General features: G+C 61.0%; 11 protein-coding genes. 8 read left to right on the forward strand and 3 right to left on the reverse strand.

What is annotated here, in order from left to right; genetic code table 11:
• Window positions 1-75: 75 nt before the first annotated feature.
• Window positions 76-2,109 carry a choline BCCT transporter BetT gene (betT, locus tag ABLU87_RS18200; RefSeq protein ID WP_025107047.1) on the reverse strand — a complete coding sequence of 678 codons (2,034 nt, stop codon included), beginning with the start codon at window positions 2,107-2,109 and terminating at the stop codon, window positions 76-78.
• Between the two features lie 128 nt (window positions 2,110-2,237).
• Between betT and betI the strand changes: the two genes are divergently transcribed.
• From betI to betA, 3 genes are read left to right on the forward strand one after another with little or no spacing between them, the layout of a single operon-like run.
• On the forward strand, window positions 2,238-2,831 hold the full coding sequence (gene betI, locus ABLU87_RS18205) for a transcriptional regulator BetI (RefSeq protein ID WP_046876878.1): 594 nt from the start codon (window positions 2,238-2,240) through the stop codon (window positions 2,829-2,831).
• A 10-nt stretch (window positions 2,832-2,841) separates the two neighbouring features.
• Entirely contained in the window at window positions 2,842-4,314 is a 1,473-nt protein-coding gene (betB, locus tag ABLU87_RS18210; RefSeq protein ID WP_064375718.1) for a betaine-aldehyde dehydrogenase, read from the forward strand.
• Window positions 4,315-4,328: 14 nt separating this feature from the next.
• On the forward strand, window positions 4,329-5,993 hold the full coding sequence (gene betA, locus ABLU87_RS18215; RefSeq protein WP_014837759.1) for a choline dehydrogenase: 1,665 nt from the start codon (window positions 4,329-4,331) through the stop codon (window positions 5,991-5,993).
• Window positions 5,994-6,044: 51 nt separating this feature from the next.
• On the opposite strand, the gene ABLU87_RS18220 is transcribed toward betA, so the two are convergent.
• On the reverse strand, window positions 6,045-6,740 hold the full coding sequence (locus tag ABLU87_RS18220; RefSeq protein WP_049084278.1) for a GNAT family protein: 696 nt from the start codon (window positions 6,738-6,740) through the stop codon (window positions 6,045-6,047).
• Between the two features lie 209 nt (window positions 6,741-6,949).
• Between ABLU87_RS18220 and ABLU87_RS18225 the strand changes: the two genes are divergently transcribed.
• From ABLU87_RS18225 to ABLU87_RS18245, 5 genes are all read left to right on the forward strand, one after another.
• Window positions 6,950-8,518 carry an ABC transporter substrate-binding protein gene (locus ABLU87_RS18225; protein WP_064375717.1) on the forward strand — a complete coding sequence of 523 codons (1,569 nt, stop codon included), beginning with the start codon at window positions 6,950-6,952 and terminating at the stop codon, window positions 8,516-8,518.
• Between the two features lie 164 nt (window positions 8,519-8,682).
• The gene (locus ABLU87_RS18230) at window positions 8,683-9,732 is read left to right on the forward strand and encodes an ABC transporter permease (protein WP_227633931.1); all 1,050 of its coding nucleotides are present in this window, start codon (window positions 8,683-8,685) and stop codon (window positions 9,730-9,732) included.
• The gene (locus tag ABLU87_RS18235) at window positions 9,732-10,565 is read left to right on the forward strand and encodes an ABC transporter permease (protein ID WP_064375715.1); all 834 of its coding nucleotides are present in this window, start codon (window positions 9,732-9,734) and stop codon (window positions 10,563-10,565) included. Before ABLU87_RS18230 ends, ABLU87_RS18235 begins: the two co-directional genes overlap by 1 nt.
• Window positions 10,558-11,394 (forward strand): ABC transporter ATP-binding protein, encoded by an 837-nt coding sequence (locus ABLU87_RS18240; RefSeq protein WP_122117723.1) that lies wholly within the window; start codon window positions 10,558-10,560, stop codon window positions 11,392-11,394. Before ABLU87_RS18235 ends, ABLU87_RS18240 begins: the two co-directional genes overlap by 8 nt.
• Window positions 11,381-12,085 (forward strand): ABC transporter ATP-binding protein, encoded by a 705-nt coding sequence (locus tag ABLU87_RS18245; protein WP_025107055.1) that lies wholly within the window; start codon window positions 11,381-11,383, stop codon window positions 12,083-12,085. The genes ABLU87_RS18240 and ABLU87_RS18245 overlap by 14 nt, the downstream gene beginning before the upstream one ends.
• 108 nt (window positions 12,086-12,193) lie before the next feature.
• Here ABLU87_RS18245 and ABLU87_RS18250 read toward each other — a convergent pair whose 3' ends face one another.
• On the reverse strand, window positions 12,194-13,531 hold the full coding sequence (locus tag ABLU87_RS18250; protein ID WP_122117724.1) for an aspartate aminotransferase family protein: 1,338 nt from the start codon (window positions 13,529-13,531) through the stop codon (window positions 12,194-12,196).
• Between the last annotated feature and the right edge of the window lie 54 nt (window positions 13,532-13,585).

The following is a 13,585-nucleotide window of genomic DNA, read 5'->3' on the forward strand; positions in this document are numbered from 1 at the left end:
CATCATACGCTTCCCTGCGCAATTCACTGTATATTTAACCAGCCGCAATCCTTTTTCAGAAAACGTTTAGATAGCCTACATTCCGGGGAAGGTCACGCTGTTGCCCGGCGCTTCGCGATGCAGATGGATAAAGTTCAAATGACGCTCGTACTGGTCAAGAATATCGGTAATGACCTGCTCTTTGCTGTAGTCCATCAGGTCGTTGCCCTGACTCCCTTCCAGCAGGAAGGTCTCCAGACGATAGTAGGTCGACTTCCCGCTGCGCGCCCGGTAGGTAAAGCCGGGAATGGAGTACTGCTGCGGCCAGATCTGATAAACAAAGTTCTGCTCGTCGCCCATATGCACCAGCAGGTCAAGATGGCCAAGGCTGTCTCCCTCTTCCGGCGGCAGGCTTTTCAGCTCGACGTAAGCGCCGCGCAGCTTCAGCTCCTGCGCCACCTCTTCCATCGCCGGGAAGCACACCGTCTCCATCATCTGGCGGGTATAGCGCGTGCCGGGATAGTTCATCAGCCGCGACAGGCGCTTCTTCCAGCTCAGGCGATCCTGCACGCCGAGCGGTCGCGGAGCGGTATCGCGGTTGGCGCTCTCGCGGCGATAATCCTCGACCTTCAGCGACTTGTACAATCCCGCCATCACGAAGAAGATCACGAAGCTAAACGGCAGCCCCATAATCACCGTCGCGTTCTGCAGGGCGGAAATGCCGTTAGTCATCAGCATCCCGAGGGTCAGCAGGCCGATAACCACCGACCAGAAGATCCGCAGCCAGTTTGGCGCATCGCTGTTGATATCCTTCAGCTTCGAGGTGAAGTTACCCAGCACCAGCGCCCCGGAATCCGCGGAGGTCACATAGAACAGCAGGCCGGTAATCGTCGCCACCGAAGCGCTAAAGGTAAACGCCGGATACTGCGCCAGCAGGTTATAGAAGCCGCGCTCCGGGTGGGCGACCGCCTCGGCGGCGAAGGCCGCATTGCCGTGGATGATTTCATACAGCGCGCTATTGCCGAACACCGACAGCCACAGCAGGGTAAAGGTGAACGGGATAATCAGCGTTCCCACCACAAACTGACGAATGGTGCGTCCACGTGAAATACGCGCCAGGAACAGGCCGACAAACGGCGACCACGCCACCCACCACGCCCAGAAGAACAGGGTCCAGTTGTTCATCCACTCTACCGGACGATCGAAGGCGAAGCTGTTCAGGGTCATGCCCATAAAACGATTCACATAGTCGCCAACGTTGAGCACCAGCGCGTTGAGCAGAAACTCGGTGTCGCCCATAAACAGGACAAACAGGATCAGCCCGAGGGCCAGCACCACGTTAAGCTCGGAAAGAATACGAATGCCTTTATCCACCCCGGAGGTCACGGAGATGGTGGCGATAATGACCGACAGCACGATCAGCGCCGCTTTCGCGCCCAGCGAGTCCGGAATATCAAACAGCACGTTGAGGCCGTAGTTTAGCTGCACCACGCCAATCCCGAGCGTGGTGGCGATACCAAAAATGGTGCCGATAACGGCGGCGATATCCACGCTGTGGCCGATTGGGCCATTAATTTTTTTGCCGAAGATCGGATAGAGCGCGGAGCGGATGGTCAGGGGTAAATTATAACGATAGCTAAAGTATCCCAGCGCCATCCCCATCAGGGCATACATCGACCAGCCGGTCAGCCCGTAGTGAAACAGCGTCCACACCATCGCCTGGCGCGCCGCCTCCATGGTCTGCCCCGCCCCTTCCGGCGGCTGCATATACTGGGTCACCGGTTCGGCGACGGAGAAGAACATCAGGTCGATACCGATACCGGCGGCGAACAGCATTGCCGCCCAGCTGAGCACGCTAAACTCCGGCTTCGAATGTTCCGGCCCGAGCTTCACCGAACCGAAACGCGAGCAGGCGATGCACACGACAAACACGATATAGAGCGTCGCGGCGAGCAAATAGTACCAGCCAAAGGTGCGGGAAACCCAGTTCAGGGTACGGCCAATCCAGGCCGCGGAAAAATCGCTGAAGAAGAGAGTCATCAGGGAAAACAACAAAATCAGTCCGGCGGAAGTGTAAAAAACCACCGGATTGATTTTGTCCTTTTCTCTGCTCGGCGAAAGGTCTGTCATCCATTCTCCTTACTGTTTTTGCAACTATTAGAACCAAAATCGGCAACAATTAAGACACATTTTATATTGAACGTCCAATCAAAAACCGCTTTAATAGATAAACAAAGCTGATGAATGGAGTCTGAGAAATGCCCAAACTGGGGATGCAACCGATACGGCAGCGGCAGCTGATTGACGCCACCCTGGCCGCCATCAATGAAGTGGGAATGCACGATGCCACCGTCGCGCAGATTGCCCGGAGGGCTGGCGTATCGACCGGCATCATCAGCCACTATTTCAAGGATAAGAACGGGCTGCTGGAAGCGACGATGCGCGATATCACCGGCCAGCTGCGCCAGGCGGTGTTGAGCCGTCTGCACGCCCTGCCCGGCGCCGGCCCCCAGGAACGCCTGCGCGCCATCGTGGCGGGAAACTTCGACGACAGCCAGATAAGCAGCGCGGCAATGAAGGCCTGGCTCGCCTTTTGGGCCAGCAGCATGCATCAGCCGATGCTCTATCGCCTGCAGCAGGTCAGCAGCCGGCGACTGCTGTCGAATATCGTCTATGAGTTTCAGCGCGCCCTGCCGCGCGAAGAGGCGCAGGAGGCCGGATACGGTCTCGCCGCGCTGATCGACGGGCTGTGGCTACGCGCGGCGCTGAGCGGTAAACCGCTGGATAAAGCCCGCGCCGAAACGCTCGCCGAGCACTTCATCAGCAAATATCTGCCACCGACTTCTCACTAATGGAGGACCCATGTCCCGAATGGCCGAACAGCAGCTTTACATCGACGGTGGTTATGTTTCCGCCACCAGCGGTAAAACCTTCGAGACGATTAACCCTGCCAGCGGGGAAGTGCTGGCGACCGTCCAGGCCGCCGGCCGCGAAGACGTCGACCGGGCGGTAAAGAGCGCCCAAAAAGGGCAAAAAATCTGGGCGGCGATGAGCGCCATGGAACGTTCGCGCATTCTGCGTAAAGCGGTCGATATTCTGCGCGATCGCAACGATGAACTGGCGCGTCTGGAGACTCTCGATACCGGCAAACCGCTGAGCGAAACCGCCGCCGTCGATATCGTCACCGGCGCCGATGTGCTGGAGTACTACGCGGGCCTGATCCCGGCGCTGGAAGGGAGCCAGATCCCGCTGCGCGACAGTGCATTCGTCTACACCCGCCGGGAACCGCTGGGCGTCGTCGCCGGGATCGGCGCCTGGAACTACCCGATCCAGATCGCCTTGTGGAAATCAGCCCCGGCGCTGGCGGCCGGTAACGCGATGATCTTTAAGCCGAGTGAAGTCACCCCGCTCACCGCCCTGAAGCTGGCGGAAATTTACCGCGAGGCGGGACTGCCGGCGGGGGTATTTAACGTGCTGCCGGGCACGGGCGCCGAAACCGGCCAGTATCTCACCGAGCACCCGGACATCGCCAAAATCTCCTTTACCGGCGGCGTCGCCAGCGGCAAAAAAGTGATGGCCAACTCCGCCGCCTCCTCGCTGAAGGAAGTCACCATGGAGCTGGGCGGTAAATCGCCGCTGATCGTCTGCGAAGACGCCAACCTCGACCTCGCCGCCGACATCGCGATGATGGCTAACTTCTATAGCTCAGGACAGGTCTGCACCAACGGCACCCGGGTATTCGTTCCGGCGCGCCTGAAGGCGGCGTTTGAAGAGAAAATCCTCGCTCGCGTGGCGCGTATCCGCCCCGGCGATCTGTTTGCTGAAAGCACCAACTTCGGGCCGCTGGTGAGCTTCCCGCACCGCGATAACGTGCTGCGCTACATCGCGATCGGCAAGCAAGAAGGCGCGCGCCTGCTCTGCGGCGGCGAGGTGCTGAAAGGCGAAGGCTTCGACCGCGGCGCGTGGGTCGCCCCGACGGTGTTTACCGACTGCGATGACCAGATGACCATCGTCCGCGAAGAGATCTTCGGCCCGGTGATGTCGATTCTGAGCTACGACGATGAGGAAGAAGCGGTTCGCCGCGCCAACGCCACCGAATACGGCCTCGCCGCCGGCGTCGTCTCGCCGGATTTAAACCGCGCCCATCGCCTGATTCATCGGCTGGAGGCCGGGATCTGCTGGATCAACACCTGGGGCGAATCCCCGGCGGAGATGCCGGTCGGCGGCTACAAGCACTCCGGGATTGGCCGCGAAAACGGCGTGCAGACGCTGCACAGCTACACCCAGATAAAATCCATCCAGGTTGAGATGGGTCAGTTTCAATCCATATTTTAACCAGGAGGTCATTTTTGCAGTTTGACTACATTATTATTGGTGCCGGTTCCGCCGGCAACGTACTGGCTACACGACTGACGGAAGATCCCCAGACCACCGTCCTGCTGCTGGAAGCGGGCGGCCCGGATTACCGTTTCGACTTCCGCACCCAGATGCCCGCCGCGCTGGCCTTTCCTCTACAGGGTCGGCGCTATAACTGGGCCTACGAGACCGAGCCTGAACCGCATATGAACAATCGCCGCATGGAGTGCGGACGCGGTAAGGGCCTCGGCGGGTCCTCGTTAATCAACGGCATGTGCTATATCCGCGGCAACGCTATGGATCTCGATAACTGGGCCTCGGCGCCGGGGCTTGAGCACTGGAGCTACCTCGACTGCCTGCCCTACTACCGCAAAGCGGAAACCCGCGATATTGGCGCCAACGACTACCACGGCGGCGACGGCCCGGTCAGCGTCACCACGCCAAAGCAGGGCAACAATCCGCTGTTCCACGCGATGATTGAAGCCGGCGTACAGGCCGGCTACCCGCGCACCGACGATCTTAACGGCTACCAGCAGGAAGGGTTTGGCCCCATGGATCGTACCGTGACGCCGCAGGGACGCCGCGCCAGTACCGCGCGCGGTTATCTCGACCAGGCGCGCGCGCGTCCCAATCTGACCATTCGCACCCATGCGCTGACCGATCGCATTATTTTTGCCGGCAAACGCGCCGTCGGCGTCGAGTGGCTGGAGGGCGACAGCACGGCGCCGTCAAACGCCACCGCCAGTAAAGAAGTGCTGCTCTGCGCGGGCGCCATCGCTTCGCCGCAAATCCTGCAGCGCTCCGGCGTCGGCAGCCCGGAACTGTTGCGCCAGTTCGATATTCCGCTGGTTCACGCCCTGCCCGGCGTCGGCGAGAACCTGCAGGATCATCTGGAGATGTATCTGCAGTACGAATGTAAAGAGCCGGTGTCGCTTTACCCGGCGCTGCAGTGGTGGAACCAGCCGAAAATCGGCGCCGAATGGCTGTTCGGCGGGACCGGCATCGGCGCCAGCAACCAGTTTGAAGCGGGCGGATTTATTCGCAGCCGGGAAGCCTTTGCGTGGCCGAATATTCAGTACCACTTCCTGCCGGTCGCGATTAACTACAACGGCTCAAACGCGGTGAAAGAGCACGGATTCCAGTGCCACGTCGGCTCCATGCGCTCCCCAAGCCGCGGCCACGTGCGTCTGAAGTCGCGCGACCCGCACGAACATCCGGCGATTCTGTTTAACTATATGTCCAGCGAACAGGACTGGCAGGAGTTCCGCGACGCGATTCGCATTACCCGCGAAATCATGCATCAGCCGGCGCTGGATAACTATCGCGGCCGGGAGATCAGTCCGGGGGCGGAGTGCCAGAGCGATGCCGAGCTGGATGAGTTTGTGCGCAATCATGCGGAAACCGCCTTCCATCCGTGCGGCACCTGTAAAATGGGCTACGACGAGATGGCGGTGGTGGATGGCGAAGGTCGGGTTCACGGGCTGGAAGGCCTGCGCGTGGTCGACGCCTCGATTATGCCGCAGATTATTACCGGCAACCTTAACGCGACCACCATCATGATTGGCGAAAAAATGGCTGACGCCATTCGCGGCCGTCAGCCGCTGCCGAAGAGCACCGCGGCGTATTACGTGGCGAACGGCGCGCCGGTTCGCCGGTAAGAGTAAGCCCCCACCCCTCTCCCTGCGGGAGAGGGTTAGGGTGAGGAAAAACTAGCGGAAATCTTCCAGCCGCTTTAGCTGCCGTCCATCAGCATCAAAGTTCTCCGGCGCCAGCCACGCCCGCAGCGCCGCGTCGCGCGCGGGCCATTCGCTATCGATAATCGACAGCATATCGCTATCGCGGGTGCGTCCTTTGCGTACCATCCTCTGACGAAGACGCCCCTCCCAGGTAAACCCCAGCCGGTCGGCGGCGCGGCGGGAGGCGAGATTCATCGAATCGCACTTCCACTCCAGCCGACGATAGCCGTGAGCAAAACCATTTTGCAGCAGCAGCCACACCGCCTCGGTCCCGAGCGGCGTATTTTTCATCGCCCGCGACCAGGTGACGTGCCCTATCTCCACCGTGCCCATCGCCCGCTCAATCGCCATATAGCTGACCAGCCCGACGGCTCGCTCGGCGCGCAAATCGATAACCGCATACGGCACCAGCCCGTCGTCCATAACCTTACCGGTGATCCAGTTCGCCGTTGACTCCACGCTCTGTGGACAGTTGCTGGCAAGCCAGGTCCAGTCGCTGTCGTCGCCGAGGGCATAGGCGGCAAACAGATCCGCCGCATGCCGCTCGGTATCCAGCGGCTCCAGCCGGCAAAAGCGGCCATTTAACGCCGTGCGGCGCAGAAGTCCCGCGCCCTGCCACCCTGGCACGCGATCGTTGACCTGCTGACCAAATTCATTAATTTCCGGCACGCTTATCTCTCCCGTAGTGTTATCAAATTGTTATATCAAGAAAGGCGAATGGCCGGAAGATGCCCGGTACGATCGATCGTCATAACCCCTTGGTCTTGCTTATGCTTTTTAAGCATAAACTTAGCCGATCTTTGACTTTACGCCCGTAATTAAGCGGCCTAACGTAGCGAAACATCAATAATCACAATAACTTTTTTCAGGGATCGCATATGACTAAAAAACTGCTGCCGCTGCTGGTGCTCGCCGCGTTATCCGCCGCCGTTGACGCCGCCACGCCGCCGGGGACCCTGGTGGTCGCGCAGGGCCTCGACGATATCGTCAGCCTCGACCCGGCGGAAGCCAACGAGCTCTCGAGCATCCAGACGGTACCGAGCCTTTATCAGCGCCTGGTGCAGCCGGACCGCGATAACCCTGAAAAAATCACCCCGATCCTGGCCGAAAGCTGGCAGGCCGATCCGGCGGCGAAAACCCTGACCATTAAGCTAAAGCCCGACGCCAAATTCGCCTCCGGTAACCCGCTGCGCCCGGAAGATGTCATTTACTCGTACACCCGCGCGGTCATCCTGAACAAATCGCCGGCGTTTATTCTTAACGTCCTCGGCTGGCAGCCGGATAACATCGCCAGCCAGCTGAAGAAGCTAGACGACCATACCCTGGAGCTACGCTGGACCGCCGACGTCAGCCCGGCGGTGGCGCTGAATATTCTCTCCACGCCGATCGCCTCTATCGTCGATGAGAAACAGGTCGCCCCGAACGCCAAAGATAACGACTTCGGTAACGGCTGGCTGAAAATGCACTCGGCGGGCAGCGGCGCGTATAAAATGCGGGTCTATCAGCCGCATCAGGCCATCGTGCTGGAGGCCAACAGCAGCGCACCCGGCGGCGCGCCGAAGCTGAAAAGCATCATTATTAAGAACGTTCCGGACCCGGCCTCACGTCGTCTTCTCATCCAGCAGGGTGATGCCGACGTGGCGCGCGATCTCGGCGCCGACCAGATTGCGGCTCTACAGGGTAAACCGGGCGTCAAGGTCCTCAGCATCCCTTCCGCTGAGCAGAACTATCTGGTCTTTAATACCGGCAACAGCGCCAACCCGCTGCTGAAAAACCCGGCCTTCTGGGAAGCGGCGCGCTGGCTGGTAGATTACAACGGCATCACGAAAGATTTGCTGAAGGGGCAATATTTCGTCCATCAGAGCTTCCTGCCGGTCGGCCTGCCGGGCGCACTGGACAATAACCCATTTACATTCAACCCGCAAAAAGCCAAAGATATCCTCGCTAAAGCGGGCATCAAAGAGGCGCATTTCACCCTCGACGTCGAAAACAAGCCGCCGTTTATCACCATCGCCCAGTCGATGCAGGCGAGCTTCGCCCAGGGCGGCGTGAAGGTGGATTTGCTGCCGGCCGCGGGTAGTCAGGTCTATGCTCGCGTGCGCGCCAAACAGCATCAGGCGGCGATTCGGCTGTGGATCCCTGACTATTTCGATGCCCACTCTAACGCCAGCGCCTTTGCGTACAACGACGGTAAATCCAGTACCGTCGCCGGGCTAAACGGCTGGCAGATCCCGGAGCTGAATAAAGCGACCCTGGCGGCAGTCGCCGAGCCGGACGCAGCGAAGCGCCTGGATCTGTATAAAAACATGCAGGAGGCGCTGCAGCGCAGTTCGCCTTACGTGTTTATCGATCAGGGTAAAACCCAGATTGTGGTTCGCGATAACGTGAAGGGTTATCAGCAGGGTCTCAATGCCGATATGGTCTGGTATGACCGGGTAACCAAATAACGCCTGGGGCAGGTTCGATCGGGTAGCCCGGACAGGCGCAACGCGCCGCCTCCGGGAACGCAGGCCCCGATACCTTATGTTTTCCCGGTGGCGCTGCGCTGACCGGGCTACAACAACAGATCGCGCCAGCTGATAACACTGTACTTTTTACCAACGGAATAACCATGTCTGCTGTGTTACCCCCCCGAGCAGAGCGGCGCGCAAAACGCCCCCTGCTCGCGCTGTTTCAGGGACTGCTGACGCTGGCCCTGACGCTGCTCGGCCTGCTGCTGGTGACCTTTGCGCTCTCGGCGCTGTCGCCGGTTGATCGGGTGCTGCAAATCGTCGGCGACCACGCCAGTCAGTCCACCTATGATCAGGTACGTCACCAGCTCGGCCTCGACCAGCCGTTGCCGCTGCAGTTCTGGCGCTATCTGGTGAATCTCGCCCACGGCGATCTCGGTATCGCCAGCTCAACCGGCCAGCCGGTGCTGCACGACCTGCTTGCCGCGTTCCCGGCCACCCTCGAACTGGCCACGCTGGCGTTGATTATCGGCGCGCTGTCGGGCGTTATCGCAGGCGTTCTCTGCGCCCGCTACGTCGGCTCGCCGTGGGATCTGGCGATGCGCACCTTTACGCTGCTCGGCAACTCGGTGCCGATCTTCTGGCTCGGTCTGCTGATGCTGGCGCTGTTTTACGCCAAACTGCAGTGGACGCCGGGGCCGGGGCGGCTGGACGATATCTATCAGTACACCGTCGAACCGCGCACCGGCTTTGCGCTCATTGATACCTGGCTCTCGGGTGATAAAGAGGCGGTTAAAAACGCCGCCGGGCACCTGCTGCTGCCGGTGCTGCTGCTGGCCTATTATTCTCTGGCGAGCATCACTCGCCTGACCCGTTCCGCCTGCCTGAGCGAAATGAACAAAGAGTACATCCTGCTGGCGCGCGCCAAAGGGGCCAGTGAGATGACGATTCTGCTGCGTCACGTCCTGCCCAATATCCGCGGCACCCTGCTGACGGTGACCGCCCTCGCCTGGACCGCCATGCTGGAAGGCGCGGTGCTGACCGAAACCGTCTTCTCCTGGCCGGGAATTGGCCGCTATCTGACCACCGCGCTCTTTGCCGGCGATACCACGGCGATTATGGGCGGTACGCTGCTGATCGGCGCGAGCTTTGTGCTGATTAATAACCTCACCGACCTGCTGGTGCGGCTGACCGACCCGAGGATACGCTGATGCCGGGCTATCTGTTTTTACGCCGCCTGCGCCGTTCTCCCGCCGCCTTTTGCGGACTGATCATCATTACGTTACTCCTGCTGACTGCGCTCTTTGCGCCCTGGCTGGCTCCGCTCGACCCGAACTGGCAGGACGCCGCTGCGCGGCTGCAGGGTCCGGGCGCGCAGCACTGGCTCGGCACCGACAGCTACGGCCGCGATCTTCTCTCAAGGCTGATTTTCGGCACCCGTCCGGCGCTGGGGCTGGTTGCGCTGGTGACGGCGATTACGCTCCCCGCCGGTCTGCTGGTGGGGATCCTGTCCGGCTATTACGGCGGCTGGCTGGAGCGCGTGCTGATGCGTTTTACCGACGTGGTAATGTCGATGCCGCGGCTGATTCTGGCCTTCGCGTTTGTCGCGATGCTCGGCCCGGGCCTGGTGAACGGCGCCCTGGCGCTGGCGCTGACGACCTGGCCCGCTTACGCCCGTCAGGCGCGCAGCGAAATTCAGCGCCTGCGCCACAGCGACTATCTGGCGGCGGCGGAGATGATGGGCATTCGCGGCTGGCGTCTGCTGATTGGCCATATTCTGCCGCTCTGTCTGCCCTCGGCGATCGTCCGGCTGGCGCTGGATCTAGCCGGGATTATTCTCGCCGCTGCCGGTCTTGGCTTCCTCGGCCTCGGCGCCCGCCCGCCAATGGCGGAATGGGGCGCGATGATCGCCGACGGCATGCAGGTCATTTTCGACCAGTGGTGGATCGCCGCCGCCCCTGGCGCCGTTATCCTGATCGCCAGCCTGGCGTTTAACCTGCTGGGCGATGGCCTGCGCGACGTTCTGGAGCCGCAACATGACTGATACTCGCCTGATCGTTCAGGGACTGACCATCGACTATCCCACCGCCAGAGTGGTGGACCATTTAAGCTTCACGCTCGGCAACGAGCGGCTGGCGCTGGTCGGCGAATCCGGCTCCGGTAAATCCATGACCGCCCGCGCCCTGATGGGGCTGGTCCGCCGGCCCGGCGTCGTCAGCGCCGAGGCGCTCAACGTGCTGGGGCGCGACGCATTAACCCTTCGCGAACGCGGCTGGCGCGAGCTACGCGGCAACGATATAGCGATGGTGCTGCAGGACCCGCGCTACGCGCTCAATCCGGTAAAAAGCATTCAGGCGCAGCTGGAAGAGGCATTAACTCTGCATCAGCGCCTTAGCCGCCGCGCGCGGCTGGAGGCAGTCAAAGCCGCCATTGCCGCCGTCGGTCTGGATTTACCGGTGCTCAACCGTTATCCAGGCGAACTCTCCGGGGGGATGGGCCAGCGGGTGATGATTGCCCTTGCGCTGCTCAATAATCCGCAGGTGCTGATCGCCGATGAGCCCACTTCAGCCCTCGATGCCCGGCTGCGCAATCAGATCCTCGAACTGCTGGTAGAGCAGTGCGAACAGCGGCGGATGGCGATGCTGTTGATTAGCCACGACCTGCCGCTGGTGGCCGAGCACTGCCAGCGGGTGCTGGTCCTGTATCAAGGAGAAAAGGTCGATGAGATGGCGGCGCGAGATCTGCCGACGGCGACGCATCCCTACACCCGTACGCTCTGGACCTGTCGCCCGGCCGCGCAAACTTACGGTCAGATGCTGCCGACCCTCGACCGAACCCTGAACTTGACGGAGGCGGCGCATGGCGGTCGTTAATCTCAAGGATTTACAGGTTATTTTTGGCGAAAAAACCGCGGTGTCCGCCGCCAGCTTTGCCGTTGACGCGGGAGAAACGTTCAGCCTGATCGGCGCATCCGGCTGCGGAAAATCAACGATTCTCAGGGTATTAGCCGGGCTGCAGCGGGACTGGCGCGGCCGCGTTGAACTGTTCGATAAGGCCATTACGCCGGGCCTGCGTTTTCAGGGCGAGCTGCGGCGCAACGTACAGATGGTGTTTCAGGACCCGTACGCCTCGCTGCATCCCAATCATACGCTATGGCGCACGCTGGCGGAGCCGCTGAAAATTCACGCTATCGGCGAGATCGAACATCGGGTGTCCACCGCCCTGCAAGAGGTGGGGCTGCCTGCCGACGCCGCGCGCCGCTATCCGCACCAGCTTTCCGGCGGCCAGCGCCAGCGGGTGGCGATTGCTCGCGCACTGCTGCTGCGGCCAAAGATTCTGCTGCTGGATGAGCCAACGTCGGCGCTGGATATGTCGGTGCAGGCGGAAATACTGAATCTGCTCAATCGGCTAAAGCAGGAGCACGGAATGACCTATCTGCTGGTCAGCCACGATGCCGATGTGATTGCCCATATGTCGGACCGGGCGGCGTTTATGGCGGAAGGCGTGATTCAGCGCTTCTTTGACCGCGAAGCGCTGGTGAACGGCGAACATCGGATAGGCTGAAAACCCGCCCCCGCTCGCGCTACGCTTAGCGGGGCTACGGGTTCGCCGCCATCTGCGAGAAGGTCGCCCGGGTAAGGCATTTACGCCGCGACCCGGGAAATCATCCCCTTATTTCGCCAGGCTCGCGAAGCGGGCGAATACCGCATCAAAAATCGCCAGCCCTTTTGCCACCTGTTCGGCGCTGATGGTGCACGGCGGCACCACGTGAATGCGGTTCTCCACCACAAACGCCAGCAGGCCGGCTTCGGTTAACGTGCCTTTAATGGCCGCCATATCGGCAGCGGTCAGCGGAGTTTTCCGCTCGCGGCTGCTGACCAGCTCCAGCGCCTGGAACAGACCGCGGCCGCGTACGTTGCCGATAATCGCGTGCTTCTCCGCCAGCGCTTCCAGCCCCGGACGCAGCACTTCGTTGCCGATGGTCGCCGCGTTCTCCACCACCTTCTCTTCCTTCATCGCGTCAATGGTGGCGACAATCGCCGCCATCGCCAGCGGATGGCCGGAATAGGTCAGCCCCCCGGCAAAGAAATGGTCATCAAAGTAGCGGGCGATTGGCTCGCTAATCAGCACGCCGCCGGCCGGGACGTAGCCGGCGTTAACCCCTTTGGCGAAAGTCACCAGATCCGGCACCACGCCATCCTGCTCGAAGGCGAACCAGCTCCCGGTACGACCAAAACCGGCCATCACTTCATCGAGGATCAGCACAATGCCAAACTCGTCGGCCAGCGCCCGCACGCCCTGCATATAGCCCTCCGGCGGGACAAGAATCCCGGCGGTGCCCGGAATCGACTCCAGCAGAATCGCGGCTATCGCGTTCGGGCCTTCGCACTCAATCATCCGCCGCAGATGGGCCAGCGCGCGCTGGCACTCCTCCTCTTCCGTCGTGGCGTTAAATTCGCTGCGGTAGAGATAGGGATTAAAGAAGTGCACGTGACCGCGTGAATACTCATTCGGCACGCGGCGCCAGTCGCCGGTGGCGGCAATCGCGCTGCCGGTATTGCCGTGATAGGAGCGATAGGCGGAGAGCACTTTATCGCGCCCGGTATAGAGCCGCGCCATACGGATGGCGTTCTCGTTAGCGTCGGCGCCGGCGTTGGTGAAGAACACTTTGCTAAAGCCTTCCGGCGCCAGCTCGACAATCCGCTTCGCCGCTTCGCCGCGGGCGAGGTTGGCTGTGGCGGGCGCGATGGTCACCAGCTCTTCCAGCTGGGCTTTCATCGCCGCCAGCACGCGAGGATGCTGATAGCCAATGTTGACGTTGACCAGCTGGCTGCTGAAATCCAGGTAAGTATTGCCTTCGTAATCCCACAGCTCGCAGCCTTTTGCCCCGGCGATCACCAGTGGATGTAAATTGCCCTGCATCGACCATGAATGAAACACATAAGCGCGATCCAGCTGCCGAACTTCATCATTGCTTATCGCTACCTCGTTCTGTAGTGCCAGCTTCATACCCTGCCCTCTCTCATGTCGTTGTTGTTGGCCTCATCATTGGCCGTGCGGGGG

Origin of the sequence: Klebsiella sp. CB_Kp196 (genome assembly GCF_040061575.1) — a bacterium.
Taxonomy (GTDB): domain Bacteria; phylum Pseudomonadota; class Gammaproteobacteria; order Enterobacterales; family Enterobacteriaceae; genus Klebsiella; species Klebsiella michiganensis.

Excerpts from the sequence above, each read along its gene's own strand:
- ABLU87_RS18225 (WP_064375717.1), top strand. The coding sequence starts at position 6,950 with ATGACTAAAAAACTGCTGCCGCTGCTGGTGCTCGCCGCGTTATCCGCC.
- ABLU87_RS18230 (WP_227633931.1), top strand. The coding sequence starts at position 8,683 with ATGTCTGCTGTGTTACCCCCCCGAGCAGAGCGGCGCGCAAAACGCCCC.
- betI (WP_046876878.1), top strand. The coding sequence starts at position 2,238 with ATGCCCAAACTGGGGATGCAACCGATACGGCAGCGGCAGCTGATTGAC.
- ABLU87_RS18235 (WP_064375715.1), top strand. The coding sequence starts at position 9,732 with ATGCCGGGCTATCTGTTTTTACGCCGCCTGCGCCGTTCTCCCGCCGCC.
- ABLU87_RS18245 (WP_025107055.1), top strand. The coding sequence starts at position 11,381 with ATGGCGGTCGTTAATCTCAAGGATTTACAGGTTATTTTTGGCGAAAAA.
- betT (WP_025107047.1), bottom strand. The coding sequence starts at position 2,109 with ATGACAGACCTTTCGCCGAGCAGAGAAAAGGACAAAATCAATCCGGTG.
- ABLU87_RS18240 (WP_122117723.1), top strand. The coding sequence starts at position 10,558 with ATGACTGATACTCGCCTGATCGTTCAGGGACTGACCATCGACTATCCC.
- betB (WP_064375718.1), top strand. The coding sequence starts at position 2,842 with ATGTCCCGAATGGCCGAACAGCAGCTTTACATCGACGGTGGTTATGTT.
- ABLU87_RS18250 (WP_122117724.1), bottom strand. The coding sequence starts at position 13,531 with ATGAAGCTGGCACTACAGAACGAGGTAGCGATAAGCAATGATGAAGTT.